This window comes from Aminobacter sp. P4_D5 (genome assembly GCF_056401815.1).
The window spans coordinates 1-26,101 of record NZ_JBFUIP010000026.1 but is presented as its reverse complement, the minus strand read 5'-3'; the positions used below and the strand labels follow the sequence as shown (position 1 = coordinate 26,101).

Sequence of the window (26,101 nt, the reverse complement as noted above, 5' to 3'; positions counted from 1 at the left end):
ATGATCTGGGAAACCGTCCGCCTGGCCCTTCGTTCGGTTCGCCGCAATGCGCTGCGCTCGTTCCTTACATTGCTTGGCATCGTCATCGGCGTTGCCGCCGTCATCGCCATGCTGACCATCGGCAGCGGCACAACGGCCAAGGTCAAGGCAGACATCTCGCAGCTCGGCAGCAATCTGTTGATCGTGCGCGCCGGCCGCCCTCCCGCCCCCGGCTCAGGCCCGCAGCAGACCATCCGAGCGCTTGGCGAAAAGGAAGTGGCGGCACTGACCGCGCATCTCGAAGGCGTCCGCGCGGTCTCTCCCGCGTCGCAGAAGCAGGTACGCGTCGTCTTCGGCACGGAGAGCCTGACATCCTCCATCACCGGCACCGACAACGCCTATCTCGACGCCCGCGACTGGAAGGTGACGTCTGGCCGTCCCTTCAGTGAATCCGAAGTGCGTGGCGGCATCAATGTCTGCCTGATTGGCGAAACAGTGCGCCAGCAATTCTTCGGTGCCGGCGATCCCGACGGGGCGGCCATCCGAGTCGGCCGCATGAGCTGCAAGGTCATCGGCCTGCTCGAGCCCAAGGGTTATTCCGGTTTTGGCCAGGACCAGGACAATGTCGTTCTGATGCCGCTCTCCGCCTTCCAGSGGCGCATCGCCGGCAACCGCGACATCGAAACGATCTATATCGCAGCCGACGACGTCACCCCCACRCAGGTGGTCCAGGCGCGCATCGAAGACATCATGCGTGACACGCGCCGCGTCACCGCCGACCGCGAGGACGATTTTTCGGTGCGCGACATGACCCAGATCGCCGACGCCATGGCGAGTGCCACCGCCACCATGACCGGCATGCTGGGMGCTGTCGCCGGCGTCAGCCTGCTTGTCGGCGGCATCGGCATCATGAACATCATGCTGGTATCGGTCACCGAGCGCACGCGCGAGATCGGCATCAGGCTGGCCATCGGCGCTCATGAAAAGCATATCCTCGTCCAGTTTCTGGTCGAGGCTACGGTGCTGTCGCTGCTTGGCGGGCTGATCGGCATCGCCATCGGCCTGGCGCTGGCCTGGGCTGCGTCGCTGGCGCTATCCATCCCGTTCGCCCCGAGCCTGGCTGTGGTGCTGCTCGCCGTCGGCTTTTCGGCGCTGATCGGCATGGTCTTCGGCTTCTTCCCAGCCCTGCGCGGCGCCCGGCTCGACCCGATCGAAGCGCTCAGGCACGAGTAGGACAATCGCCTATTGCTTCAGCACGGTGTTGGGGGTGCCTTCCTCGACCTGATCGATCACCAAGAGCTTGACAGGTTCGGCCCCAACATTTGAGCCCTGATGCCAGGTACCAATCATCTCGACGATGAAGTCGCCCTTCTTGTAACTGGTGCTCTTGCCAGTATCGACATTGGTCACCTGCAATTGGCCCTCAAGCACGTAGGCGTAGCGCGCGGACGGGTGCTTGTGTACCGGCAACGTGGCTCCTGGCGGGATCTCGAAAGAAGACACCAACACCTGCACGTTCTTCTGCGGCAGCACGATCGGCTGCCCGCTGGCGGTCACCGTGGTCGAGGCAAGCGGTGTCACGACCACCTTGGTGTTGGCACTGCTGCTATCGAGCGCTCCGGCAGCACCGCTGTATGACAGAACCGCCAGCATGACGGTGCTGGAAAAAAGACTTGTTCGAGCAATCAGCCTGGCCATCGAATCCCCCCCGAAGTGCCGCAATGAAGTGCGTCAAATAGTGACGCCACGGCATTCCGGCAGCAAGGGCCTCCATGCAGGCTTGTCAGCCACACAAAGACAGCGTCTTCAGCTCTTTGAAAAATGCCATTCCGCCAGCGAGCTCATATGCGGCATCAGCCCTTCCGGCAGATCGTGCATGCCGCGGATGATGACTGGTCCTTCAATCTCGGGATCGGTCTCGGCGGCAACAAACTCGGAGATCCGAGTAGCCAATTCGTCGGCCGTCTCGGCCATGCGATAGCAGCGCACGATCACCGTTCCACCTTCGGCAGAAAGCGCATAGCAGCGTTCCTCGCGACTGGCGTGGCCAAGGTCGAGGCCGGTTTCCTCGCGCACCTCGCGCGCCATGTTGTAGTCGAGGTCGACCTGCCCGTCGGAAAAATCCTCCGGCTCAAATGAGCCAGCGGCGAAATAGACCTTGCCAGCATTGGCCGTATGCGCGCCCATGCGGATTGCCACCAGCGCGTTGTCGCTCGAAATCAGCATGGCATGCGCGAAAGCGTGCTCGGCGCTGGTAACCGGCTTCAGCTTCCGCCACAGCATGAAGGTCGAGAAACGGATCGCATGGCAGCGTCCGGTCAGCCGGTTGTCGCGATAGGCAAGCTCCGACAACAGCACGACCGTGCCGTCATACAATGACGGTCTCAGCTCGTTCTCGGCCGCCCAGTTGGCTACGATTGCAGCGGCATTGTCGCGCTCGAACGGATGCGGCTCGGGGTCGAGACGCACGTCGACCACGTCGACAGGCAGGATCTGGTTGCGCGGAATGTCGAAGGCCAAGCGAGCTCTCTCAGGTGATATCGAGGGTGATGGCCACCGGGCAGTGGTCGGAGGCCTTTGGCCTGTCCCAGCCGGCGCGCGGATATCGGTCCACCTCCTGCCCGGGCGGAAAGATCGTTCGCCAGGRCTGGCCGCGACGGATAATGTCGGGCATGGCCTGGGCGTTGGCGCGCGCCAATGCTGGCGACAGCAGGATGTAATCGAGCTGGCACAGATGCCGCTCCTGCGGTCCACGCGTATGATAGAGCGTCCAGCGCTCCATTTCCGGTCGCCGCTCGACGATGTTTTCGGCAAAGCCGTCGCCAAGCAGTACGTCCAGGCTTGACCTGCTCTCGTTGGCGATGGTGAAATCATAGCCCTGATAGGTGTCGCCGCCGATCACCAGGCGCTGACGATAGTCGTTCATGTCGCCGCCGATCACCCAGCGCTTTTCGGCCGCATGATCCTTGCCGAAGCGGTCCTCGATAATCCGCCGCACGGCCTTGGCTTCGGCGACGCGGATCGGCATCGTGGCGTCGCGTCCATTCAGCCCGTTTCGCGGCGACCCCATCGATTTGAAGTGCACCGAATAGATGGTCAGCGGCTTGCCGCCGATCTTGACGTCGATCTCCAGGCAGTCGCGGCGGAAGACGCGCTCGAACGGCTCCTGCCCCAGTTCGGCAAGCTCCGGCGTATGCAGCCCGAATTCCTCGAAGGTGACATGCGCGTGACTGGTCATGCGCACGAACTCGATCGACTCGCCGTCAGCGGTCTCGGTCCGCATCATCACCGCGACATCGATGCCGCGCGAGTCGTTGCCGGAGGTTGTGTATTTGTGCTGGTAGCCCTGCCCCACCATCTTGAACAGATAGCCATATTCGAAAGCCTTCAGCGCCTCGATGTTGTCGACTTCCTGCAGGCAGATGATGTCGGCCCGGGTTTCGGCGATCGCCAAGGCTGTCAGCTGGCGGTTGTCGTCGGCATGCGCGATAGCCCGCGCCTGCTCGAGCAGGCGATATTCCGCCTCGCTGTTGATCTCAAACAAGGCCAGTGTTCGGTCCTCGTTGAGCTGGTTGCGGTAGCCCGAATAATCGAACCTGTTCATCAGGTTCTCGACATTGAAGGTGGCAAGGCGCAGCGACATGGCCGCGAGCATTGCCTTCATGTCAGGCCAAATACAAGCCCTGCCGGAACAGGCACAGTCCGTTCATTACACGTTCAGGCTGAAGGGCTTTAACTGCACCACCTCCATCGAAACTGTGGGCTGGGGCCTTAGGGAATAGGACATCAGGAGACGACAATGAAATGCGAACTCTCATCGCTCGCGCGCGTAGGGCTGTTTGCCCTCGGCCTTGTGGCGGGCATGCCCTTGGCAGCCTCCGCCGGACCGGCGAGCTTCGGCCAGATGGCTGCTCCGCAAGTATCCACTGAAGTGACGCCCGTCCAGTTTTGCGGCAATGGCGACTGTCGGCGCTATGATCGCCGCGACGGATGGCGCGGAGAGGGCTGGCGCGGCGACGGATGGCGCGGGCGCGATGACAACTGGCGGCGACACTACCGGCCCTACCGCCCGAATTATTTCGGCGGCAGCGGCATCTATTTCAATTTTGGCGTCCCGGCCTACCGCTACTACGAACCGCGATACTACCAGCCGCGCTATTACGAACCCCGCCGCGTCTATCGCTCAGGCGTCTCGTCGCCACATGCACGGTGGTGCTACAATCGCTACCGTTCGTACCGCGCCTGGGACAATACGTTCCAGCCTTACAACGGCCCGCGCCAGCAGTGCTGGTCGCCCTATCGCTGAACCCTGACTTTGCGCGATATCGCCCGCGGCAGCGGGCGAAACAGCTGGAACGTCTGCACTCGCCACGCGTTTACATGAGCGCCGTGGTGCAGCCGCTCCGGGTCTGCACGGACGCCGTTTCCCGTGGAGATCGCAATGACGTATATCTTCTCAGCAGTTGCGCGCTCGGGACTATTTGTCCTCGGCGCGCTGGCCGGCACATCGTTGCCGGCATTCGCCGGTCCCATTTCGGCACCACATTTCAACATTCCAAATGCACCCGGCGGAACGCCGGATGCACTTCAGCCCCAAAACGCTGTGCTCCCTGCGGATGGCAGTTTTGACGGCATGGTGCAACTTGTCCGCGATGGTGGCTGGCACGGCGGCGGCGGCGCTATGTTCATGCCTCGCGGCGGCGGCTGGAATGGTGGTGGTGGCTGGCATGGTGGCGGCGGCTGGCACGGCGGTGGTTGGCATGGTGGCGGCTGGCATGGCGGTGGCTGGCATGGCGGTTGCTGTTATGGCGGCTGGGGTGGCGGCGCCTTCGCCTTGGGTCTGGGGCTGGGTCTAGCGGCCCCGCTCTACGCCTATGGTCCCTATGACTACTACGGCCCCTACAACTATGACCCAATCTACGTGCAGCCCCGTTATGTCCGGCCGCATTATGCGGTCCGGCTATCGAGCGCCCACATTCACTGGTGCTACAACCGCTACCGTTCGTATTCGGTCTACAACAACACCTTCCAGCCCAACCATGGTCCGCGCCGGCAATGCTGGTCGCCATATGGCTGAGACACCGTTTCGCGCGGCGCCAAAGGAGATGCCGGGCAACTCGATGTTTACATTGTCTGCATAATGGCTACAGCGGCGTTGCTGAAGCACCGGCAAGCTGTGGGCCGCTCCATGACTGACGACACGAGTACAAACAAACAGCGCGAGCACCGCAATCGCGTGCTCAAAGGCGCATCGATCATCACGGGCGTCAGCAATTCGGAAATCACCTGCACGATCCGTAACATGCACCAGAGCGGCGCGGAGCTGCGCGTCAGCGCCGACGCACGCATCCCTGAGCGTTTCTTGCTCTACGTGCCGGTCGACGGCGTAGGCTACCGCTCGATTGTCCGCTGGCGCCGAGGCGACCGCATCGGTGTGCAATTCGAAGGTACCGAGCCCAAACCGGCCTGGCACTACGGCTGACGAGACCAATTCAATGAAAAAAGCCGGCGGATCGCTCCGCCGGCTTTTTTGATTCATCCGCCGTCGAGCCCCTTGGAAGCCCAAGGCCAATCCGCCCCGCCGAACCCGATGGCCGGCAGGGTCGAATTGTGAACGGATCTTAGTTCTTGGCCTTGTCAACCAGCTGGTTCTTGGCGATCCAAGGCATCATCGCGCGCAGCTTGGCGCCGACTTCCTCGATCTGGTGGCTGTCGTTCATGCGGCGGATGCCCTTGAAGCGGGCAGCGCCCGAACGGTATTCCTGCATCCAGTCGGAGGTGAACTTGCCGGTCTGGATGTCCTTGAGCACGCGCTTCATCTCGGCCTTGGTCTCGGCGGTAATGATGCGCGGACCCGAGACGTATTCGCCCCACTCGGCGGTGTTCGAGATCGAGTAGTTCATGTTGGCGATGCCGCCTTCATAGATCAGGTCGACGATCAGCTTCACTTCGTGCAGGCACTCGAAATAAGCCATCTCAGGGGCATAGCCGCCTTCGACCAGCGTTTCGAAACCGGCGCGGATCAGCTCGACCAGGCCGCCGCAAAGCACGACCTGCTCACCGAACAGATCGGTTTCGCACTCTTCCTTGAAGTTGGTCTCGATGATGCCCGAACGGCCGCCGCCAACGCCGCAGGCGTAGGAAAGGCCGAGGTCGAGCGCGTTGCCCGAAGCGTCCTGGTKAACGGCGACCAGACACGGCACGCCGCCGCCCTTCTGGTATTCGCCGCGCACGGTGTGGCCCGGGCCTTTCGGCGCGATCATGATCACGTCGACGGTCTTCTTCGGCTCGATCAGGCCGAAATGCACGTTGAGGCCATGGGCAAACGCGATCGCGGCACCATCGCGGATGTGAGGAGCGATCTCGTCGCGATAGATGTCGGCCTGCAGCTCGTCAGGCGTTGCCATCATCATCAGGTCGGCCCATTTGGCGGCTTCAGCCACGGTCATGACCTTGAGGCCGTCGGCCTCGACCTTCTTGGCGGTCGCCGAACCAGCCTTGAGGCCAACGACGAGTTCCTTGGCGCCCGAATCCTTGAGGTTCAGCGCATGCGCGCGGCCCTGGCTACCATAGCCGATGATGGCGACTTTCTTGCCCTTGATCAGATTGAGATCGGCATCACGATCGTAATAGACACGCATTGGGGGTTCCTTCCCGGTTATAATCAAAGGGCCTTCGGCCCGGTTTTCGCTCCATGAAGAGCAAGAAACTGCTGCGTTGCGCGCGCGGCGTCGCCGTCGATCTCCGCATCAGTCAATTCCAGCCGGTCACCGAGCAGCAGACGAATCTGCACGTCCCGGGCAACCAGCCCGAAAAAGGTTCGGAACGCCGTTTCGGCGTCGTCGAATTCAAGAAGTCCAGCCTCGCTGCCAGCTTCCAGCACCGGCTTCAGGCGCCGGCCCAGAGCGAATCGGCCACGCTCGAGTACGATGGCGCCAAGATCGCGCTTGTCCGAACCAGCATGCACGACCGCAACGCGGTTGAGCGCGATCGAGGTGTCGCTCGAGATCACCCTAAGCCAGTCCGAGGCGAAGCGCTCCAGGCTTGCGGTCAGCGAGACGAGATCCAGCCCCTTGCGGTCGACGGGCGGCACGCGAACTTTCGACGCCTGCCACTGCACGGTCGCGGTCAGCAAGCCGTCACGGTCGCCGAACCATTTGTACAGCGTCTCCTTGGAGCAGCTGGCGCGCCGCGCGACAGCCGTCATTGTCAGGCGGTCGCCCTCCTCGACGAGTAGGCGCAGCACCGCATCGAGCACGTCTTGCTGACGTGCCGTCGGCCCCTCGCCTTCCATCATCTCGGTGGTTGTCTGCAACATCGTTCCCAGCCTGCCGCGTGACGCCGGTGCGCTCCAAAAATACCGTACCGTACGTTACGGTTCGGCTTATGCCGCAATCAAAGGCGCTCCGCAAGACGTCAGGGAAAATTTCTGGCACGAGGCTACGCAGTTGCCTGATCAGGTAGGGATCCTGGCGGCATGGTTCCGCCCGACCAATCCAGACTGCCTCGTTCAGACCTGCCCGCGCGAATGGACCGGCAGGGAACATAGGTGGCGTGTTGGCAATGCTTCACGTAGTCGCAGGCAGCCTTCAGATCGAAACCTGGGTGCCGACTTCGACAACCCGTCCGGTCGGGATCTGGAAATACTCTGTCGCATCCGCAGCCGTGCGCGCCAGGCCGATGAACAGCCTGTCCTGCCAAACCGGCATGCCAGAATTGGGCGATGCCTTCAGCGAGCGCCGCGACAGGAAGAACGACGTCGTCATGATGTCGAATTTCCAGCCCTGCTTGCGGCAGATGGCCAGCGCCTTGGGGATGTTCGGTTGCTCCATGTAGCCAAACTTCAGCTTCACCCGCATGAACAGCTCGTTGACCTGCTCCATCTTCACGCGCTCGCTGTCTGGCACCACCGGCTGCTGTGCGGTCACCACCGACAGGATGACGTTCTGCTCATGCAGCACCTTGTAGTGCTTGAGACTGTGCATCAAGGCGGTCGGCGCACTGTCGGGATCGCTGGTCAGGAACACTGCCGTGCCGGGTACCAGATGCGGCTTTTTCTTCATCAGGCTCTCGGCCAGGAAGTTAAGCGGAATCTCGTTTTTGCGGGTCTTGTCGAACAGATAACGGCTGCCGCGCACCCAGGTCCACATGATGGTGACGATGGTAAAGGCAACCGCCAGAGACGCCCAGCCACCCTCGAACACCTTGACGATATTGGAAGCAAAGAAGCCGAGATCGATCAGGCCAAAAACCGTGATCGCCACGACAACGGCGGCAACCCGCCAGCGCCAGACACGCAGCATCACCACCGAAAGCAGCAGCGTCGTCACCAGCATGTTGCCGGTGACCGAGATGCCATAGGCCGAGGCCAGCTTGCTCGATTCACCGAAACCAACGACCAGGAGCATGACCACCAGCGCCAGCAGCATGTTGACGCGTGGCATGTAGATCTGGCCCAGCGTGGTTTCCGACGTATGCTGGATCACCAACCGTGGCAGCATGTTGAGCTGCACCGCCTGGCGCGTCAGCGAATAAGCACCCGTGATCACCGCCTGGCTGGCAATGACAGTGGCTGCGGTTGCCAGCACCACCATCGGCACCAGCATCCAGCCTTCGTTCATTTCGAAGAAGGGATGGCCGACATTGCCACCATGGCTGAGCACGAACGCGCCCTGGCCGACATAATTGAGCAGCAGGCACGGAAAGACGATGCAGAGCCAGGCCAATACGATCGGCCGGCGGCCGAAATGGCCGAGATCAGCGTAAAGCGCCTCAGCGCCAGTCACGGCCAGGAAGATGGCGCCGATCGTCACGAACGACACTTCCGGCTGGTTGGCAAGGAACCGCACGATGTAGATCGGGTTCACTGCCCAGAGGATTTCGGGATCCTCGATGATGTGCACAACGCCGGAATAACCAATGGCGATGAACCAGATCAGCGTGACCGGACCAAACACGATCGCCACGCTGCCGGTGCCGAAGCGCTGCACCGAAAACAGGATCGCCAGGATAACCAAGGTGAGCGGCACGACATAGGGCTGGAAAGCCGGCGTGACGACATTCATGCCCTCGACCGCCGATAGCACCGAGATCGCCGGGGTGATCACCGCATCGCCATAAAACAGCGAAGCGCCGACCATGCCAAGTGCGAGGATGATGCCCGAGCGTTTGGGCAATGTCCGCCGCGCCAGCGCCATCAGCGAAAGCGTTCCGCCCTCGCCGCGGTTATGGGCCCTGAGCACAAACATGACATATTTGATGGTGACGATGATCGTCAGCGCCCAGATGATGAGCGACAGCACACCGAGGATATCCTCGCGCGAAGCGATCTGCCCGCCCGCCGACGCCACCAGCGCCTCGCGAAACGCGTAGATCGGGCTCGTGCCGATATCGCCGAAGACGACGCCAAGCGCGCCGATCACAAGCAGTCTCATATCTTGCGAGTGACCGTCCGTCTGGACCGCCTGCCCGCTTTTTCCCGCTTTGTCAGCGCCGGCACCGGTCATAAACGACTCTCCGTGAAGCCGCGGGGCTCTACGCTTGCCGTGTCGCAAAAGCAACAGCTGTTTTGCGGCAGCTAATGTTCTGCCCGTGCAGGCGATGCATGGTTTGCGAGGATATTACCACCCGCACGCCTTGAGATAGCGCTTAATTGTGCCGGCCATGCCATGTTCCAATGCATCGGCCGTAAGGCCATGGCCGATCGAAACTTCAGCCAAACCGGGAATACGCCTAATCAGCTGGGGCAGATTGTCGACGACAAGATCATGTCCGGCATTGACCGCAAGGCCAGCAGCAAGCGCTGCCTCTGCGGTTTGCCCGAGCAATTCCAGTTCCTTGGCAGCCTTTGACGAATCATCGATGCAAGCGCCGTAAGGCCCCGTGAACAGCTCGATTCTGTCCGCGCCGGTGTCGCGCGCGGCACTAACGCCAGCCGGATCGGCATCGGCAAACAGCGAAACGCGGAAGCCGCCCTTCTTCAGCCGCGCCACCACAGGCTTGAGCAGGCTCGCCTGCGCAACGAAATCCCAGCCATGGTCGGAGGTTGCCTGCGACGGATCGTCTGGCACCAGCGTCACTTGCTCTGGCTGATGCTTTTCGACCAGTTGGAGAAAGTCTTCGCTCGGATAACCCTCGATGTTGAATTCGGCCTTGGGAAATTCGTCGTCGATCAGCGCCCTGATCTCCGGCAGGTCGGAAAAGCGGATGTGGCGCTGGTCGGGCCGCGGATGCACCGTCAGCCCATGCGCGCCGGCGGCGAGCGCTATGCGGCCCAACCCGGTCACGCTCGGCCATGGCAGGTCGCGCCGATTGCGCAGCATGGCTATGGCATTGACGTTCACGGAAAGCTTGGCGGGCATAGGCAACTCACAGTAACAACGAGACCAACGCACCTATCACGGCTTGGGTGGGAACAGAGAGCGCTTTTATGTGTTCCAGAGGGGATGCGGACGAACGCACCCCAGATCGCCGAGGACGCAGGATGAAATCCATGGAAACACCACCGCCTTTCCGCCGCATCGACACCGACAACAGCGATGTCTTTGCTTTCGAGATCGTCGGGCATTTCACCCAGGCCGACATCGAAAATGCCTATGGCCTGCTCGACGCCGCCTATGAAGGCCACGACAAGTTCGACGTTCTGCTGCGCGCCAGCGGCTATGACGGCTTCGACTGGTCGGCCCTGTTCAATCCCTTGACCTTCAAAGGCAAGATGAAGGCACTGCATCATATCAAGCGCTATGCGCTGGTGGGCGGACCTGTCTGGATGGGGCCGGCGATCGGCCTCATCGCGCCGCTGACCTCGATCGAAACCAGACATTTCACTGATGCCGACGAGGCAAAGGCATGGGAATGGCTTGGGGCGAGCCCGGTTGAATAGCCAGCGGTCACACTCCGGTCACCGGCGCACGCCAGACAGCAGCAATCATGCCCAATATTCGCATCGTCGATTCGATCACCGCCCCCGGTTCCGCTGCGCGCCCGAATGAGGACAGTGCCGGTGGCAACGCCACTTGCGCCTTCGTCATCGACGGCGCCACCGGCCTCGGCGGCAACAGCATCGTTGGCCTGCACGGTTCGGACGCCGCCTGGCTCGCCCGTTTTGCCCAAAGCACCTTCGAAGAGCTCGTCCGCAACGGCCGCCCGGTTGCCGATATCGTGCGCGAACTCAACCAGCGCGCTTTCAACGTCGTGCATGAGGCCGCCAACTTCTTGCCGATCGAACCGTGGAACATGCCGGTCGCAAGCTTTCAGATGGTTCGCATCGAAGGCGAAACACTGGTGACGCATGGCTTGGGCGACTGCCGGCTGTTTTTGGTCGATGCCGAAGGCACGGCGCTCGAAACCAGCGCCATCAAAAGTGCGCATGCTTACGAGCGCGACGGCGCCCGCACGGCAATCGCACTGTCGGGCGGCTTCGCCACGCACCAGGCGCTCGCCGACGCCCCTGTCGTACGCGAAGAGCTGCGCAGGCGCCGCGCCGCCTATAACCGCCCCGGCGGTTCTGTCTGGACGCTGGGAACCGAGCCTGAAGCCGCAGATCATCTCGTCACCGAGCAGCTTTCCGCCGCCCTGCCCGCCAGGGGCCTGCTGTGCTCCGACGGCTTTGCCGCCCTTGTCGACCAGTATGGCCGCTATGGCATTGCTGAATTCGTCCGCGCGGCGGTCGACACCGGTCTGGCGCCACTGCTGCAGGAGCTGCGGCACATCGAGCATGTCGAAGACCCCGATGGCGAACAATTCCCCCGCTTCAAGGTTTCAGACGACGCGACAGCGGTCTTGTTCGAGATTGTTGCCTGACGGCGAGGATACCAGCTCAGATTCAGGTCAGGCCGAGCCGAAAACGGCGGATTTCGAGAGCCGAAACGGAGCGTACATTCGAGTACGCGAGTATCGGAAGCGCAGGAAGCCACCGTTTGCAGGCCGGCCTCACCTGAAACTCTCAGCGCACGATGGTCAGGCGCTCAGCAGCACGCGTAATCGCCGTATAGAGCCAGCGCTGACGGGTCTCCTTGAAGGCATAGCTTTCGTCGAACAACACGACATTGTTCCACTGCGAGCCCTGTGCCTTGTGCACCGTCAGCGCGTAGCCATAGTCGAAATCGTCGTAGCGCTTCTTGGTGCCCCAGGGGATTTCCTCGTCCGGGCTCTCGAACACCTGCTTCAACAGCTTGATCTTGGCGACGCCGCGGTCTGGATCGTCCTCTTCCGGCGCGACCAGAAGATTGATGCCCGGTTTCACTGTCTCGCGAGACGAGGTCATCACCTTCCACAACGAACCGTTGAGCAGGCCCTTGGCCGGATCGTTGCGCAGGCACACCAGCTTGTCGCCGGCCTGCGGATAGCCTGCCGTAAAGCCCTTGAGCTCGCGCAGCCGCTGATTGTAGCGCTTGCGCGTCCGGTTGGTGCCGACAAGCACCTGGTCAGCGTCGAGCACCAGATCCTGGTTGACGTCTTCCTTGCCGATCACCTGGGCAGTGCCATAGTCGCCGCGCATGAACTCGCGGCCCTCGCGCACGTCGAGCGCAAGCCTCAGGATCGGGTTGTCGCGCGCCTGGCGATGGATTTCGGTCAACAGGAAGTCGGGCTCGTGTTCAGTGAAGAACCCGCCGCCCGAAATCGGCGGCAGCTGTGCCGGGTCGCCCAGCACCAAAACCGGCGTGCCGAAGGTCAAAAGATCGCGGCCAAGCTGCTCATCGACCATCGAGCACTCATCAATGACCACGAGCTTGGCCTTGGAGATCGGGCTCTGGCGGTTGAGCGAAAACGTCGGCGACATCGATGTCTTGCCGGTCGTCTCGTCGGCTATCGCCTCTTCGCCCTTCGGCCGATAGATCAGCGAATGGATGGTGCGCGCGTTGGTCGCGCCCTTCGAACGAAGCACCTGGGCTGCCTTGCCGGTGAAGGCGGCGAACTGCACCTGCCCGTCGACATGCTCGGCGAAATAGCGCGCCAAGGTCGTCTTGCCGGTGCCGGCATAGCCGAACAGGCGGAAAAGCTGCGGCTTTCCGGATTTGAGCCAGCGCGCCACGGCCTGCAGCGCATCGTCCTGCTGAGGTGAGAATTCCATGGGTTTGACTGACAGGATTCGCCCTAGAAGGGCAAGGGATTTGGGTTAACAGAAGCTTTCCAACTGCCACCTTGCCCAACTTCGTGATTGAGTGTGCAGGCTCCGCCGTATCGTCTGCGTGCCAATAAAGACTGACAAAGGAATGTCGTGTGCCGTCTGATGTTGAGATTCCGCAGATCCGCCAGCTGGTTCAGGGGGACGACACCGTGGCTGTCCGCGACCTGTACAATCGAGCGGCTGACTTTGTGGCACTGGAAACAGGGACGGTGCCGGACGACTCGACCGTTGCGGAGTTCTTCGCGGATTGCCCGCCCGGCGCCGATGCCTCTATATCGCAGAAGCTGGGCCTGTTCCTGCCCGATGATCGGCTCATTGCGATTGCCGATCTGGCTTTCGGCTATCCCGAGGTTGACGACGCCTATATCGGACTGCTGCTGACTGACAAGAACTGCCGAGGAATGGGCTTGGGCCGCGTTTTCCTGGAACACCTGAAAGGCCTCGCGCGGACAGGGAACGCCAGTCGGCTTCTGATTGCGGTGTTGGACGAAAACCCACGCGCTCGCGCCTTTTGGGAACGCGAAGGCTTTCGTTTGATCAAAAGCTTTGCCGATTTCAAACTCGGCCAGAAAACCCACGTCCTGCACAGGATGTGGCGGCAACTCTAGGCAATCTTGGGAAGGTCGTAAGGGAAACCTGCTCTGGGCGCTAACTCGGCTTCGTCGCCAGCATGCTTGGCCTGGTCGCCATACGCGCCCACCACGACGCAAGATTGGCGTGACGCTGCATCATGTCACGCCCCTCTGGTGTCAAAAGAAAATAGTTAAACATCGGCGCGGCATGGAGGTCGGCCAGCGACAGATTATCGCCAACAAGCCAGGTACCGCTTCCCATGAGATCGGAGATCGCCTTGAGGCATGTTTCGGCTTTTGGAAGGGCTGCAGAAATGGCCGCTTCGTCGGCGCTGCCGCCCTTTGAGGGCTTAGACACACGTTCCACATAGATGCCCCAAACCAGAGCGGGATAGGCATAGCTATCAGCAATGCTGATGATCTGGTTGGCACGCGCCCGTTCGCGAGGATCAGAAGGCTGGAGTCTGGGACCATCAAACGCCTCGTCGATATATCTTGTTATCGCGCTGGTCTCGTAAAGGCTGAAGCCATCATATTCGAAGGCGGGTATACGGCCGAATGGCTGCCTTTCCAGATAGGCAGGCGGTACACCTTCACTGGCGAAGACATCGACCGGCACGAGGTCGTAGGCTATGCCTTTTTCCGCAAGCGCCAGCCGGACGGCGCGGACATAGACGCTATAATCGTCACCGAACACACGCGGTCTTGTCGTCATTAAAACCTTCAGGGGTCTACGGCACCGGCGCGGAAAGCCTATTACGGGCGCCTAATTCCACTCCGGATCGTTCTCCAACACAATCGGCTTGCCATGTGGCGTCGCGTGCGCGGCGCGCTCCCAGGCAGCGGCAACCGTGTCGACCTCGTCGCGGCCTGCAAAGCCCTTTTCAGCCAACAGCCGCTCCAATGCGGCAAGCCAGCGTTCGTAATAGTCGCTCCCGTCGCTCGCAGCATCGGGCTTTTTCACCTCGGCCGAAAGCCGCTCGGCCCATTCCGCCCAGGTGAACAGGCCGCGCTCATGCAGCGCCACCACCATGGCAAACGCCTCGGCCTGCCACGGCTCGGAAAACACCTGCTCGTCGATGATAGCCGGAAGGGGCGCTTCATGCCGGTTCAAGATAGCTCTCCCAGGCATCGATGCTGACTTCGAGCAACGGGTCCGCGCCCTCGCCCCACAATTCGCCCGCAGCAAACACCACGGTGTAGACCCATTGCGGGTTTTCGCCCCGGCCATGGGCGTTGTCGTCGGGAAAGACAAAACCTTCGCGCACCGCGTCGATCACGCCTTGCTTGCCACGCGCATAGCGCGGCAGCCGAGTATGTCCGGTGGGGTGAAAGTTCTTCGTCCGCACGCGCTGACCAGTGGCAAACCGCGCGGGCACCGCAACAGGCCGGTCGCAAGGCCCACCCTTGGCAAGCGTCGCCGGCACATTTTCCGCCCTCAGCACCCGCTTGGGCGTCGCCGCCAGATCGACGGCATCGCCTTCGGCAAGATCGCGCGCGGTAACGAAGCCATGGCGCTCAAGCAGCCCTTCCAGCGCCTTGATCCAGATCTCATAGTAGCTTGAGCTGTAGTAGTCGGCGGGGCGCAGGTTTTCGCGTTTGTGCCGGCTTTCGTCGATGTTCCAGGCGCCCATCGCACCTGCTGTCAGGGTCACGCCCAGCGCGCGCTTTTCCCACTCGGCGTGGAAGTAGGGCTCGTCCGTCTCGGGCGCGATCGGCCCAAAGCCCATCTGTCCGCCAAGATCGTGGGGACCGTTCATGCGGCCTCCCTGGCAAGGCCAGTGCCGATCATTGAATCACGTGTCACAAGATCGGCCAATTGCGCCTCGCTCCAGCCTTCCGTGCCCTTGGGACGCTGCGGCACGACGAGGTAGCGCAACTCGGCGGTGGAATCCCAGACGCGGATTTTCTGGTCAGCCGGCAGCGCGACGCCAAATTCTTCAAGCACGCCGCGCGGGTCGATCACCGCCCTGCTGCGATATGGCGGCGCCTTGTACCAGACCGGCGGCAGGCCGAGCACCGACCACGGATAACAGGAGCACAGCGTGCAGACGACGAGATTGTGGGTTTCGTCAGTGTTGAACACCGCCTGCATGTGCTCGCCCTGGCGGCCGGTGAAGCCGAGCGAGGCGATGGCCGCCGTCGCATCCCGCTTCAGCCAATCGGCATAATCTGGATCGCTCCAAGCTTTCGCCACCACGGCAGCGCCGTTGCGCGGGCCGATCTTGGTATCGTAGGTGTCGACAATGACGTCGATTGCCGCGGGATCGATCAGCCCCTTTTTGGTGAGGATCGTCTCCAGCGCCCGCACGCGTGCGGCCATCGGATCGAGTTCATTGTCGTGATGGTGGTCGTGGTCATGATCGTGCGACATGGCCGAAAGCTATGCCCGCTCGCGCGGCTGCGCAAGCTAATCGATACTCACTTGAGCMTTGGCCACAGTGTTGCTGCGAGTAGCAGGCCCATGGCGATGTTGAACCATTTGAGCCGCACCGGATCGGCGAGAAAGCCGCGCAACGCCATGCCGAACCCAGCCCAGCTCGAAACACTCGGCAGATTGACCAGCGCGAAGGCGCCAGAGATCAGCAGCACCGACAGGAACGGCGCTTGCGGGCTGGTGTAGACCGCCATCGCCGTTACCGCCATCACCCAGGCCTTGGGGTTGATCCACTGGAATGCGGCAGCCTCCAAAAAGGTCATCGGACGCGCCTTGGTGTCACCGTCCTTGCCGAGCGAACGCGACATGCCGATCCGCCAGGCGAGATAAAGCAGGTATGCGCCGCCTGCGATCTTGAGCACCGTATGCAGCGAGGGGAAAGCCGTCAGCACGGCACCCAAGCCAAAGCCAACGCCAAGCAGCAGCGAAAGAAAGCCGAAGCCGATGCCCAGCATATGCGGAATGGTGCGCACGAAGCCGAAATTCACGCCCGACGCCAGCAACATGAAGTTGTTCGGTCCCGGCGTGATCGAGGTCACGAAGGCATAGACCAGCAGTGCAAGGAATGCGTCGTATGACATCGTTTGCTGCCCTATTTTATGTCAGCATTATTGACCATATTGGGCTCCGGTAAAGAGCACAAACAGGGGCCAGGGGCTAGGCCAGCCGCAGGACCGGTGGACGTGCGCGTCGAAAAAGCTTGCTCGACGAACCGATCAGGTCTTATTCCAAGGCTGTGGACTGAACAGCAACTGACTCTCGGGGGAGAACATGTCAGCAACTGCCAAAGTCGAGGCTGGCAACAGCCTCACCCGGGAACTCATCGATCACGCGGTGACGAGCATCGAGGCGTCCGACCGCTTCTCCCTGCCCTTCCCGCACATTTTCTTCCGCGACTTCTTTCCCAGCGATTTCTACGCCGAACTGATCAAGTCGATCCCGACCGAGGGCTACGACCCGATCACCGGCACCGGAACCCGCATGGCGCTGCGCCTTTATGGCGACAATGTCGGCAAGGTCGATGCCGGCGTTCGCGATATGTGGGCTGCCGTGTCGCAGATGCTGACATCGCCCGAAATCGAGGCCGCGATCCGCCATCAGCTTCATGAGGGCCTCGAAATCCGTGCCCGCGGCGACAAGGTCAAGAGCGTGGACGATCTCAGGCTGGTCGCCAAGCCGGTCCTTTACAGCGACAAGGACGGCTACCAGATCAAGCCGCATCCCGATGCGCGCAAGAAGGTCGTGACGATGCAGCTCTACTGCCCCGCCGACGAAAGCCAACGCGACCTTGGAACCACGCTGTATCAAGCTTCGCTGAAGGGCCTGCTTAACGTCGGCTCCTATGGGCTGGAGCCGGTCAAGACGCTGCCGTTCCTGCCCAATGTCGGCTATGCCTTCGTCGTGCTGAAAGCCTATCACTCGCTGATGAAGATGAGCTGGCATGGCCGCCCGAAAATCCACACGACCATAGAACAGCCGCGCGTTTCGTTGCTCAACACCTTCTACATCAACGAAAACGTCGGCTTCTGAACAAACACCGCTCGCGCCTTTCGGCCGCGGGCGGCATTGTTTGTCACATGCCCTGCGGGCCGCGGTTCATCGCAGCAACGCCGGTGCGGCAGATTTCGACCAGGCCAAGCGGCTTCATGATGGCGATGAACTGCTCGATCTTCGACACCTTGCCGGTCAGCTCGAAGATGAAATGTTCGGTGTTTGCGTCGATCACCTTGGCGCGGAAGGCTTCGGCCAAGCGCAACGCCTCGACGCGAGCCTCGCCTGTGCCGGCAACCTTGACCAGCGCCAGTTCGCGCGCCAGCGCGCCACCGGTGCCAAGCTCCTGCGCCATGACAGTCAGGTCGACGACACGATGCACCGGCACGATGCGCTCGAGCTGGTGCTTGATCTGCTCGAGCACATGCGGTGTGCCGCGCGTCACGATGGTGATGCGCGACAAATGCTTCTCGTGCTCGGTTTCGGAGACGGTCAGGCTTTCGATGTTGTAGCCGCGGCCCGAAAACAGGCCGATGACGCGGGCGAGCACGCCCGGTTCGTTGTCGACCAGCACCGATAGCGTGTGGTTTTCCGGATTCTCGGTTTCCTTGGCGATGAAATAGGCCGAACCGGTGGGTTGTAGCTGTGCGTTCATAAGATGAATCTCGATCTTAGGCGGTTGCGCTAACTCGTTGATTGTGCGGCCTTCCATGAAGGCCGCACGCGATCCGTCACACCAATTCGCGGCCCTTGGCGTCGATGGCGTTGGCAACCGCCTCGTCGGTCGCCTCGTCTGGCAGCAGCATCTCGTTATGCGCCTTGCCCGAAGGGATCATCGGGAAGCAATTGGCGAGCGTTGCCACGCGGCAATCGAAGATCACCGGCTTCTTCACCGAAATCATTTCCTTGATCGCGTCATCGAGTTCGTCGGGCTTGTCGCAGCGAATGCCGTGACCGCCATAGGCTTCGGCGAGCTTGACGAAATCAGGCATCGCCTCGGTGTAGGAGTGCGACAGCCGGTTGCCATGCAGCAGCTGCTGCCACTGGCGCACCATGCCCATGTATTGGTTGTTCAGGATGAAGATCTTGATCGGCGCGCCATACTGGATCGCCGTGCTCATCTCCTGGATGCACATCTGCACCGAGGCGTCGCCGGCAATGTCGATAACCAGCGATTCCGGGTGCGCGATCTGCACGCCCAKYGCCGCCGGCAGGCCATAGCCCATSGTGCCGAGSCCRCCCGAGGTCATCCAACGGTTGGGCTTTTCGAAGCCATAGTGCTGTGCCGCCCACATCTGGTGCTGGCCGACCTCTGTCGTGATGTAAGTGTCGAGATGCTTGGTCAGTTCATAGAGCCGCTGGATGGCGTATTGCGGCATGATCACATCGTGATTGTGCTTGTAGGCAAAGGAATCGCGGGCCCGCCACTTGGCGATCTGCTCCCACCACGGGTAGAGCGCCTTCTTGTCGGCTTTGGCGGTCGCCCGCCACAGCCGCACCATGTCTTCGAGCACCCGGCCGACATCGCCCAGGATCGGCACGTCGGCGCGCACGTTCTTGTTGATCGACGACGGATCGATGTCGATGTGGATCTTCTTGGAATTCGGCGAGAACGCGTTCAGGCGGCCAGTGATACGGTCGTCGAAACGCGCGCCGATGCAGACCATGACGTCGCAGTCATGCATCACCATGTTGGCTTCATAGCTGCCGTGCATGCCCAGCATGCCGAGCCAGTTCTTGCCCGATTTCGGATAGGCCCCCAGTCCCATCAGCGTCGAGGTGATCGGAAAGCCGGTCAGGTCGACGAGTTCGCGCAGCAACTGGCTTGCCTCGGGACCCGAATTGACCACGCCACCTCCGGAATAGATGACCGGGCGCTTGGCGGTCGCCATCAGCGCCACCGCTTCCTTGATCTTCTCCAGATCGCCCTGGACCTTGGGCTGGTAGGAGGTGCGCGGCGCGGTCTGCGGCGGCGTGTAGATGCCCTTGGCGAACTGCACGTCCTTGGGGATGTCGACAACCACGGGACCGGGACGGCCAGTGGTGGCGACATGGAACGCCTCATGCAGGATACGAGCCAGATCGTTGACGTCCTTCACCAGCCAGTTGTGCTTGGTGCACGGCCGGGTGATGCCGATGGTGTCACATTCCTGGAAGGCGTCCGAGCCGATCAGCGACGTCGGCACCTGACCGGTGATGCAGACCAGCGGGATCGAATCCATCAGCGCGTCCTGCAGCGGCGTCACCGCATTGGTGGCACCGGGGCCAGAGGTCACCAGCATCACGCCGGGCTTGCCGGTCGAGCGTGCATAACCTTCGGCAGCATGGCCCGCGCCCTGCTCATGGCGCACCAGTATGTGCTGGACGTCGTCCTGCTGGAACAGCTCGTCATAGATCGGAAGGACGGCGCCACCGGGGTAGCCGAAGAGGTGCTTGACGCCATTGTCCTTCAGCGCCTGCACCACCATCTCGGCGCCGGTCATTTCGCGTCGTCCGCTGTCACTATGTCCGCTCATCGGTCCGTCCCGTCTTTCCTTCGCCGTTCTCGGCGGTTGCTGCTCGTTTAGTCCTGTTTCGGGCAATAAAAAAGGCCCCCGAGGGAGCCTTCACATTTGCGCATGGGGGGATTTCGCCCGGCGGTTACACCGCCTTGCCCACGCGCAATCCTACTACGAGAATGAGTATCTTATTCATGGCGCGGACGTTAATGCGCAAGAAGGCGCCCTGTCAACCGGAGCTGAACAAATTTTCCGCAACGTCACTCTGCTGGTTGATAGATCAAATTGGAAGGATCCTCTTAACCGCGCCTATACCATCCGCCATCACCCCACTTTAACCGCCCTGCGCTAGATTTAGCCAAGGGGATTGGGGGATGAAGCCGATGTACATGGAACGTCAGGCCGCTGGTGGCGAGACCACCCCGCAGGAGCGGCGCGATCCCAAGCAGGACGATGCCCGCATCCTTGGCAATGTCGTGCAGTGCGACGGCGCCCGCGCGGTCATCAGCGCCTATGCCGAGGTCGGCGGCCCAGACACCAACGGTCTGTGGACCGTCGGGCGCATGATCTGCATCAATCTCGGCGAAACGCGCACCATCGGACTTGTCTATTCCATTGCCAAGTCGGACCGCTCCTGGAGCAGCCAGGGCGACAACCCGATCGAGGTCAATGTCGAGTTGATCGGCGAGGTCCGCGACGCTGGCCGCGACAAGCGCCCGACCTTCGACCGCGGCATCACCGTCTATCCCCATATTGGCGCGGTCGCCCACCGCATCCGCACCCGCGACCTTCAGGCGGTCTACGACCTTGCCGGCCGTCGCACCGTCACTATCGGGCAATTGTCACAGGACGATAGCATCGACGCCTGCATCGCCATCGATGAGACGCTGGCCCGCCACTTCGCCGTTGTCGGCACCACCGGCGTTGGCAAGTCGACGGCCGTCTCGCTGTTACTGCGCAAGGCGATCGCTGCGCGGCCCGATCTGCGCGTGCTGATCATGGATCCGCACAACGAGTTCGCGGCCTCACTGCCAGAATATTGCGTCAAGGTCGATTCCAACTCGCTCGACCTGCCGTTCTGGCTGTTCCGCCTCGAAGAATTCGCCGAAGTGCTGTTTCGCGGCCGCGAGACCGACGCCGAGGAGATCGATGTGCTGCGCGACCTCATCCCGGTCGCCAAAAACCTCTACCGCAGCCCGCAAGGCGGCGCCTTCCTGCGCCGTGGCGTCGATGCGCTCACCGCCGACACGCCGGTGCCCTACCGTATGGCCGATCTCATCAAGCAGATCGACGACCGCATGGGCATGCTCGAATCCAAGAACGAGCGACCGATCCTGAAATCGCTGCGCACCCGCATCGAATCCGCACTTGCTGACCCGCGCTACCGCTTCATGTTCCATTCCAGGCTCATCGAAGACACCATCCACGAAACCATCGGCAACATCTTCCGCGTGCCGACCCATGGTCGCCCGGTCACCTGCTTCGAGATGGCTGGCATGCCCTCGGAAGTCGTCAATTCGGTCTGCTCGGTGCTCGCCCGTCTCGCCTTCGATCTCGCTTTGTGGAGCGAAGGTCGTCTCAAGCTGCTTCTGCTTTGCGAGGAAGCGCACCGCTACATGCCCGCCGATCATCGGCTCGGTTTCGCGCCGACCCGGCATGCGCTGTCGCGCATCGCCAAGGAAGGCCGCAAATATGGCTGCTATCTCGGCGTAGTCACCCAGCGCCCGGGCGAACTCGACCCCACCATCCTGTCGCAATGCTCAACGGTTTTCGCCATGCGGCTTGCCAACGAGCAGGACCAGGCGATCATCCGCTCGGCCATCGCCGACTCCTCCGCCTCGACCTTGTCTTTCCTGTCGTCGATGGGCCAGCGCGAGGCCATCGCCTTTGGCGAAGGTGTCGCTACCACCATGCGGCTGAAATTCGAGAAACTATCGAGCGAACTCATCCCCGGCACGGGCAAGCGGGCCACCGATGCGCCGCTGGGCAATGGCGACGACGTCGATCTGGTCGCGGTGGTCGAGCGGCTGCGCAATGTGCCCAGGCCCCAGGCTGCGGCACTTGGCTTTGCCGAGGTGGTCGACGCCCAGCGCCAGGCAGGCGACACCGACTACCGCAAGCCGCCGGCCAAACCGCTGCCCGACGATGATTTCGACACACGCTTCGGCCTGCGCCCCTCGACCTTCGGCGGCAGGTCAGCCATCGACTGAGGCCTGCGAAAACCGTACAGTTATGGCGGTTTGAGATTGAGTTCAGTCCGGCATCACCTGCATCTCAGATGCCGGAACCGTCCAGCTGTTCTTCGTCCTCGCCTTCCCAAGGAGTCGGCATCGAGGCTGAATTCTTGCTCAGATTGGCCTTTGGCAGCGGCATCCAGCACTTCAGTTCCGGGTCGGCATAGCCAATCACGCAACCTGGATAGGAGTCGGCAGCGCGCCAGCCTTCGATGCCGAACGCGTCGTGCCTGGCCCAATAGGCCACGTCGACTTCGGCCGGGCCCTGCTCGGACGGGCGCACCGTCACAAGGATCCTGCTGCCATCCTTTGGTGCGCTCGCCATCTGGCGCCACCGGTCAGGCTCGTCCATCGCTTCTTCCTCCGCACGTCAGCCGGCCGCCGCACAAAATTGCGGCGCCCGTCGCCAGTGTTGCTGCGTTGGAGAAATACGTCCAGCGGCAAGTTCGCCGACAGGCTTACTTTGGTCTTGCGCGCCGCAGCTGCGGCCTCGTCACAACCCGGCCGAGGCACCTGCATTGGGAATGTGGATGTCGATCTCCAGTGTCGATGTCGTTGCGCCGCGATCCATGGTGATGCGCACGTCATCCTGATTGATCTGAATGTGCTTGGCGATCACGGCCATGATCTCCTCGCGCAACACGGCCACAAGATCGGGCTGATTGCGATTGTTGCGCTCGTAGGCCAGCAGAAGCTGCAAGCGCTCGCGCGCCACGGGTGCACTGCCGCGACGTTTGAAAAAGTCGAACAGGTTCATGCCACCCTCCTTCCCAGAAGCCGATTGAGCAGGCCTCTTTTCTCGACCGGCAGGACCACCGGCAAGTCTTCGCCCTGCAGTCTTCTTGCCGCGTCGATATAGGCGCGCGCAGCTGCGTTGGTGGGCTCGTTGAGCGTCACCGGCGAACCGACATTGGATGCGCGCAGAACCCCCTGGTTCTCCGGAATGATACCCAGCAGCGGCGTCGACAAGATCTCCAGAACGTCATCGATGCTGAGCATTTCGCCGCGCGCGGCGCGTGCCGCGTCGAAGCGGGTGACGAGAATGTGCTTGATGACGCTCTCGCCCTGCTCGGCCTTCAATGTCTTGGAGTCGAGCAAGCCGATGATGCGATCGGCATCGCGGACCGAACTCACCTCAGGATTGGTGACGATGACCGCCTCATCGGCAAAGCGCATGGCAAGTTGCGCGCCGCGCTCGATGCCGGCCGGGCTGTCGCACAGCACGTAGTCGAATTTTTCACGCAGCTTTCCGATCACCTGGGCCACGCCCTCCTCGGTCAAGGCGTCCTTGTCGCGCGTTTGCGACGCGGGCAGCAAGAAAAGCGTGTCCAGGCGCTTATCGCGGATCAAAGCCTGCGAAAGCTTGGCCACCCCTTGCGTCACATTGACGAGATCGAACACAACACGCCGTTCGGCGCCCATGACCAGATCGAGATTGCGCAAGCCAACGTCAAAGTCGATGAGGGCCACCCTCTTGCCGGTCTGGGCCAGAGCTGCTCCTAGGGCGGCAGTCGAGGTTGTTTTCCCAACGCCTCCCTTGCCGGATGTGACGACCACTACCTTGGCCATGTTTAGATCTCCAATTTTGTCAGTTGAGAGCCGCGACCACAACGCCGCCGTCTTCCAGGAAGGCCTGTATCGGCATGCCGCGCGAGGATGTTTCCATGTCTTCCGCCGTGCGGTACCAGCCATCCACCGCCAAAAGCTCCGCCTCGTTCTTCCGGCAGAAGATGCGTGCCTTGCGGTTTCCCCAAGCACCGGCGAAGGCGCGACCGCGCAAGGCGCCGTAGACGTGAATTGACCCGCCCGCCATGATTTCGGAACCGGAGCCAGCCGAGCCAAGCACGATCACATCGCCATCAGGATGAAAGATCGACTGGCCCGAGCGGATCGGCGCTTCGACGATCAGCGTGGTGGATGCCGGCGGCTCTTCAGGCTTGGCGGGCAAGGCAGGCTCAGCAGGCGTTTCCTCGATGACCGCCTCCCTGGCACCGATGAGCAATGGCGGCAGATCGGAACCCAGGGCATCGATGCTTTTGTTTTCGATTGCGTAGATCCGTATGCCGCGCTCGGTGAGTTGCGACACAAGATCTGCAATGTCGCCCAGCTCCGGCTTGAGCAAGTTCAGGTCAAGCACGACGGGGCGGCCTGCGAAGAACCCCGGAGAGTTCTCGATCCAGCCATCCAGGCTTTGCAGCCACTCCCCCAAAGGGGCCTCCGGCACCAGCGCGAAGGCGACGAATGAGCGTGCGCGAAAGCGTATGGACTTCTTTTGGTCGACGGCGTCGCTGTTCACGGGGGGAAGGTCCTTGCGAGGTGAATCGCGGGTGTAGGCCATGGTGAACGAAACGTAAATCGCATTTCGTGCACGCGCAGCGCCTCGCCTCGGCAGGTTTTCATCCCTTGTTGCCCGACCGCAACGGCCGAAGTTTCAGCACCCAAAGGCTCGGACACACGCCGGGCGAGCCTCAGGTCGCGGGACGACTTTTAGCTGTGGAAAAGATATGGGACGTCCAGCGACTGAGCCGAGCGAGAGCTCGTTTTTCGAACAGGTGCGTAGATTTTGCACCGAGGCCCTTGCGGCCAAATCCAGGTATTCCCGTCGCGGAATTCGTCAGGCCGAGCCGAATGGCGTGGATTTCGAAACCGGAGCGGAGCTGACACCAAGTCCATGAGCACCGGAAGCGCAGAAAGCCGCGTCAGTTGGCCGGCATCACGAATTTAGCGACGGGAATTCAGGCGCAGACGCGGTTGCGGCCCTGTCGCTTGGCTTCGTAGAGCTGCTTGTCGGCGCGGCGATAGAACTCTTCGGCGGTCTCTTCCTTGTCCCATAAGGCCAGGCCGACGCTCGAGGTTACGTTAAGCTGGACACCGCTCGTCTCGATGGACAGCGCGGCAATCGCCTTGCGCATCCTATCGGCAACACGCTGCAGCAGCTCGATATCCATGTTGGGCGCGACGACAGCGAATTCTTCGCCACCCAGCCGCGCCACCACGTCGTGATATCTGGTCATGCTCTTCAGGCATTTGGCGACAGACCGCAGCACCTCATCGCCGGCATCGTGGCCATAGGTGTCGTTGACCAGCTTGAAATGGTCGAGGTCGAGGATCATCAGCCCGACTGGCCTGTCGATACGGCGAAATTCGTGCAGATATTCCTTCAGCGCGTCGTCGAAATAGCGCCGGTTCTGCATGCCGGTCAGCCCGTCGGTAAGTGCTGCCTGTTCGAGATTGCGCGAACGCGCGCTCAGCGAGGCCGTCATTTCGCGCAGCTCGCCGCCTTCCTTCACCTGCGTGCGTATTTGCGGAAAGATGAAAAACAGCCCGTACAACATCGTGCCGGTCAAAAGCAGCGCGATTGTCAGCAGCAGTGTCTGAAGGGTTTCGATACTCTCCACGCGCCCCGGCATATACAGCGCGTCGGCCGGACTTTCGACCAACGTCCAGGCATAGAAAATCGCCAGCGCTGCGGTCAAAATCAGCGCGATGAACACGAAGAACGCGGTTTCAGCCCGGTGAAAGCGCATGGCACCCCTGATGAACCCCAGTGAGCTTTATGCCATGCCGCGCCTTACGGAGGGTTAATCATTACCAGCGCTTCCTATGCATCGGCCGCGCCGGAGGCTCCTCCAGCCTCGCCGCCGATGCGACGCCATTCCGGCCCGAACTGGTTGCGGAACCACGTCGACTGCCGCTTGGAATATTGGCGCGTCGCGATCTTTGCACGCTCGATCGCCTCGTCGAAGCTCATCTCGCCGGCC

General features: G+C 61.7%; 29 protein-coding genes and 1 pseudogene. 9 read left to right on the top strand and 21 right to left on the bottom strand.

From position 1 onward, the window contains the following. Nucleotides 1–1,212 carry an ABC transporter permease gene (locus AC1DWF_RS08505; protein WP_476841598.1) on the top strand — a complete coding sequence of 404 codons (1,212 nt, stop codon included), beginning with the start codon at nucleotides 1–3 and terminating at the stop codon, nucleotides 1,210–1,212. Nucleotides 1,213–1,221: 9 nt separating this feature from the next. Here the strand turns inward: AC1DWF_RS08505 and AC1DWF_RS08500 are convergent, their stop codons facing one another. From AC1DWF_RS08500 to AC1DWF_RS08490, 3 genes are all read right to left on the bottom strand, one after another. Next, on the bottom strand, nucleotides 1,222–1,632 hold the full coding sequence (locus AC1DWF_RS08500) for a cupin domain-containing protein (RefSeq protein ID WP_476787297.1): 411 nt from the start codon (nucleotides 1,630–1,632) through the stop codon (nucleotides 1,222–1,224). A 153-nt stretch (nucleotides 1,633–1,785) separates the two neighbouring features. Next, nucleotides 1,786–2,499, bottom strand: coding sequence for a hypothetical protein (locus tag AC1DWF_RS08495; protein WP_476783261.1), 714 nt, complete (start codon nucleotides 2,497–2,499; stop codon nucleotides 1,786–1,788). Between the two features lie 10 nt (nucleotides 2,500–2,509). Beyond that, nucleotides 2,510–3,622 (bottom strand): endonuclease/exonuclease/phosphatase family protein, encoded by a 1,113-nt coding sequence (locus AC1DWF_RS08490; RefSeq protein ID WP_476841600.1) that lies wholly within the window; start codon nucleotides 3,620–3,622, stop codon nucleotides 2,510–2,512. A 156-nt stretch (nucleotides 3,623–3,778) separates the two neighbouring features. On the opposite strand from AC1DWF_RS08490, the gene AC1DWF_RS08485 reads away from it, so the two are divergent. The 3 genes from AC1DWF_RS08485 to AC1DWF_RS08475 all read left to right on the top strand — a co-directional run bounded on the left by AC1DWF_RS08485 (nucleotide 3,779) and on the right by AC1DWF_RS08475 (nucleotide 5,461). After that, nucleotides 3,779–4,285, top strand: a complete 507-nt coding sequence (locus tag AC1DWF_RS08485; protein ID WP_476783262.1) for a BA14K family protein — start codon at nucleotides 3,779–3,781, stop codon at nucleotides 4,283–4,285. Nucleotides 4,286–4,420: 135 nt separating this feature from the next. Further along, nucleotides 4,421–5,056: a BA14K family protein gene (locus tag AC1DWF_RS08480; protein ID WP_476783263.1), complete on the top strand. Its 636-nt coding sequence runs from the start codon at nucleotides 4,421–4,423 to the stop codon at nucleotides 5,054–5,056. Between the two features lie 111 nt (nucleotides 5,057–5,167). Then, nucleotides 5,168–5,461, top strand: a complete 294-nt coding sequence (locus tag AC1DWF_RS08475; RefSeq protein ID WP_476783264.1) for a PilZ domain-containing protein — start codon at nucleotides 5,168–5,170, stop codon at nucleotides 5,459–5,461. Nucleotides 5,462–5,600: 139 nt separating this feature from the next. Here AC1DWF_RS08475 and ilvC read toward each other — a convergent pair whose 3' ends face one another. The 4 genes from ilvC to AC1DWF_RS08455 all read right to left on the bottom strand — a co-directional run bounded on the left by ilvC (nucleotide 5,601) and on the right by AC1DWF_RS08455 (nucleotide 10,340). Then, nucleotides 5,601–6,620 carry a ketol-acid reductoisomerase gene (gene ilvC / locus AC1DWF_RS08470; protein ID WP_476841597.1) on the bottom strand — a complete coding sequence of 340 codons (1,020 nt, stop codon included), beginning with the start codon at nucleotides 6,618–6,620 and terminating at the stop codon, nucleotides 5,601–5,603. Between the two features lie 23 nt (nucleotides 6,621–6,643). Next, complete coding sequence (locus tag AC1DWF_RS08465; RefSeq protein WP_476783266.1) at nucleotides 6,644–7,276, bottom strand: TetR/AcrR family transcriptional regulator; 633 nt, start codon at nucleotides 7,274–7,276, stop codon at nucleotides 6,644–6,646. Nucleotides 7,277–7,568: 292 nt separating this feature from the next. Continuing rightward, nucleotides 7,569–9,413: a potassium transporter Kup gene (locus AC1DWF_RS08460; RefSeq protein WP_476783267.1), complete on the bottom strand. Its 1,845-nt coding sequence runs from the start codon at nucleotides 9,411–9,413 to the stop codon at nucleotides 7,569–7,571. A 186-nt stretch (nucleotides 9,414–9,599) separates the two neighbouring features. Next, nucleotides 9,600–10,340: a pyridoxine 5'-phosphate synthase gene (locus AC1DWF_RS08455; protein WP_476783268.1), complete on the bottom strand. Its 741-nt coding sequence runs from the start codon at nucleotides 10,338–10,340 to the stop codon at nucleotides 9,600–9,602. Nucleotides 10,341–10,471: 131 nt separating this feature from the next. Between AC1DWF_RS08455 and AC1DWF_RS08450 the strand changes: the two genes are divergently transcribed. Beyond that, nucleotides 10,472–10,861, top strand: a complete 390-nt coding sequence (locus AC1DWF_RS08450; RefSeq protein ID WP_476783269.1) for a SpoIIAA family protein — start codon at nucleotides 10,472–10,474, stop codon at nucleotides 10,859–10,861. Nucleotides 10,862–10,908: 47 nt separating this feature from the next. Then, entirely contained in the window at nucleotides 10,909–11,781 is an 873-nt protein-coding gene (locus tag AC1DWF_RS08445; RefSeq protein WP_476783270.1) for a hypothetical protein, read from the top strand. A 142-nt stretch (nucleotides 11,782–11,923) separates the two neighbouring features. On the opposite strand, the gene AC1DWF_RS08440 is transcribed toward AC1DWF_RS08445, so the two are convergent. After that, entirely contained in the window at nucleotides 11,924–13,051 is a 1,128-nt protein-coding gene (locus AC1DWF_RS08440; RefSeq protein ID WP_476783271.1) for an ATP-dependent DNA helicase, read from the bottom strand. Nucleotides 13,052–13,200: 149 nt separating this feature from the next. On the opposite strand from AC1DWF_RS08440, the gene AC1DWF_RS08435 reads away from it, so the two are divergent. After that, the gene (locus AC1DWF_RS08435) at nucleotides 13,201–13,716 is read left to right on the top strand and encodes a GNAT family N-acetyltransferase (protein ID WP_476841596.1); all 516 of its coding nucleotides are present in this window, start codon (nucleotides 13,201–13,203) and stop codon (nucleotides 13,714–13,716) included. 40 nt (nucleotides 13,717–13,756) lie between these two features. Here AC1DWF_RS08435 and AC1DWF_RS08430 read toward each other — a convergent pair whose 3' ends face one another. From AC1DWF_RS08430 to AC1DWF_RS08410, 5 genes are read right to left on the bottom strand one after another with little or no spacing between them, the layout of a single operon-like run. Continuing rightward, complete coding sequence (locus AC1DWF_RS08430; RefSeq protein WP_476783273.1) at nucleotides 13,757–14,395, bottom strand: glutathione S-transferase family protein; 639 nt, start codon at nucleotides 14,393–14,395, stop codon at nucleotides 13,757–13,759. Between the two features lie 51 nt (nucleotides 14,396–14,446). Next, nucleotides 14,447–14,812, bottom strand: a complete 366-nt coding sequence (locus tag AC1DWF_RS08425; RefSeq protein ID WP_476783274.1) for a nitrile hydratase accessory protein — start codon at nucleotides 14,810–14,812, stop codon at nucleotides 14,447–14,449. After that, the gene (nthB, locus tag AC1DWF_RS08420) at nucleotides 14,781–15,440 is read right to left on the bottom strand and encodes a nitrile hydratase subunit beta (RefSeq protein WP_476788550.1); all 660 of its coding nucleotides are present in this window, start codon (nucleotides 15,438–15,440) and stop codon (nucleotides 14,781–14,783) included. Before nthB ends, AC1DWF_RS08425 begins: the two co-directional genes overlap by 32 nt. Further along, on the bottom strand, nucleotides 15,437–16,054 hold the full coding sequence (gene nthA / locus AC1DWF_RS08415) for a nitrile hydratase subunit alpha (protein ID WP_476786847.1): 618 nt from the start codon (nucleotides 16,052–16,054) through the stop codon (nucleotides 15,437–15,439). Before nthA ends, nthB begins: the two co-directional genes overlap by 4 nt. A 47-nt stretch (nucleotides 16,055–16,101) precedes the next feature. Beyond that, nucleotides 16,102–16,698 (bottom strand): LysE family translocator, encoded by a 597-nt coding sequence (locus AC1DWF_RS08410; protein WP_476841595.1) that lies wholly within the window; start codon nucleotides 16,696–16,698, stop codon nucleotides 16,102–16,104. Nucleotides 16,699–16,888: 190 nt separating this feature from the next. On the opposite strand from AC1DWF_RS08410, the gene AC1DWF_RS08405 reads away from it, so the two are divergent. After that, nucleotides 16,889–17,647: a hypothetical protein gene (locus tag AC1DWF_RS08405; protein ID WP_476788551.1), complete on the top strand. Its 759-nt coding sequence runs from the start codon at nucleotides 16,889–16,891 to the stop codon at nucleotides 17,645–17,647. Between the two features lie 43 nt (nucleotides 17,648–17,690). Here the strand turns inward: AC1DWF_RS08405 and ilvN are convergent, their stop codons facing one another. Beyond that, nucleotides 17,691–18,263, bottom strand: a complete 573-nt coding sequence (gene ilvN / locus AC1DWF_RS08400; protein ID WP_476788552.1) for an acetolactate synthase small subunit — start codon at nucleotides 18,261–18,263, stop codon at nucleotides 17,691–17,693. Nucleotides 18,264–18,339: 76 nt separating this feature from the next. After that, nucleotides 18,340–20,124 carry an acetolactate synthase 3 large subunit gene (locus AC1DWF_RS08395; RefSeq protein WP_476841594.1) on the bottom strand — a complete coding sequence of 595 codons (1,785 nt, stop codon included), beginning with the start codon at nucleotides 20,122–20,124 and terminating at the stop codon, nucleotides 18,340–18,342. A 365-nt stretch (nucleotides 20,125–20,489) separates the two neighbouring features. On the opposite strand from AC1DWF_RS08395, the gene AC1DWF_RS08390 reads away from it, so the two are divergent. After that, entirely contained in the window at nucleotides 20,490–22,316 is a 1,827-nt protein-coding gene (locus AC1DWF_RS08390) for an ATP-binding protein (RefSeq protein WP_476785662.1), read from the top strand. A gap of 64 nt (nucleotides 22,317–22,380) precedes the next feature. On the opposite strand, the gene AC1DWF_RS08385 is transcribed toward AC1DWF_RS08390, so the two are convergent. The 6 genes and pseudogenes from AC1DWF_RS08385 to AC1DWF_RS08360 all read right to left on the bottom strand — a co-directional run. Further along, a complete protein-coding gene (locus AC1DWF_RS08385; RefSeq protein ID WP_476785663.1) occupies nucleotides 22,381–22,692 on the bottom strand; it encodes a hypothetical protein in 312 nt (103 codons plus the stop codon). 141 nt (nucleotides 22,693–22,833) lie between these two features. Continuing rightward, the gene (gene minE, locus AC1DWF_RS08380) at nucleotides 22,834–23,097 is read right to left on the bottom strand and encodes a cell division topological specificity factor MinE (protein ID WP_476785664.1); all 264 of its coding nucleotides are present in this window, start codon (nucleotides 23,095–23,097) and stop codon (nucleotides 22,834–22,836) included. Continuing rightward, the gene (gene minD / locus AC1DWF_RS08375; protein WP_476788554.1) at nucleotides 23,094–23,909 is read right to left on the bottom strand and encodes a septum site-determining protein MinD; all 816 of its coding nucleotides are present in this window, start codon (nucleotides 23,907–23,909) and stop codon (nucleotides 23,094–23,096) included. The genes minE and minD overlap by 4 nt, the downstream gene beginning before the upstream one ends. A gap of 19 nt (nucleotides 23,910–23,928) precedes the next feature. Then, nucleotides 23,929–24,636 (bottom strand): septum site-determining protein MinC, encoded by a 708-nt coding sequence (gene minC, locus AC1DWF_RS08370; protein ID WP_476788555.1) that lies wholly within the window; start codon nucleotides 24,634–24,636, stop codon nucleotides 23,929–23,931. 439 nt (nucleotides 24,637–25,075) lie between these two features. Then, nucleotides 25,076–25,867, bottom strand: a complete 792-nt coding sequence (locus AC1DWF_RS08365) for a GGDEF domain-containing protein (protein ID WP_476782019.1) — start codon at nucleotides 25,865–25,867, stop codon at nucleotides 25,076–25,078. Nucleotides 25,868–25,941: 74 nt separating this feature from the next. Beyond that, nucleotides 25,942–26,101, bottom strand: a pseudogene (locus AC1DWF_RS08360) (tRNA (adenosine(37)-N6)-dimethylallyltransferase MiaA); the annotation flags it as partial.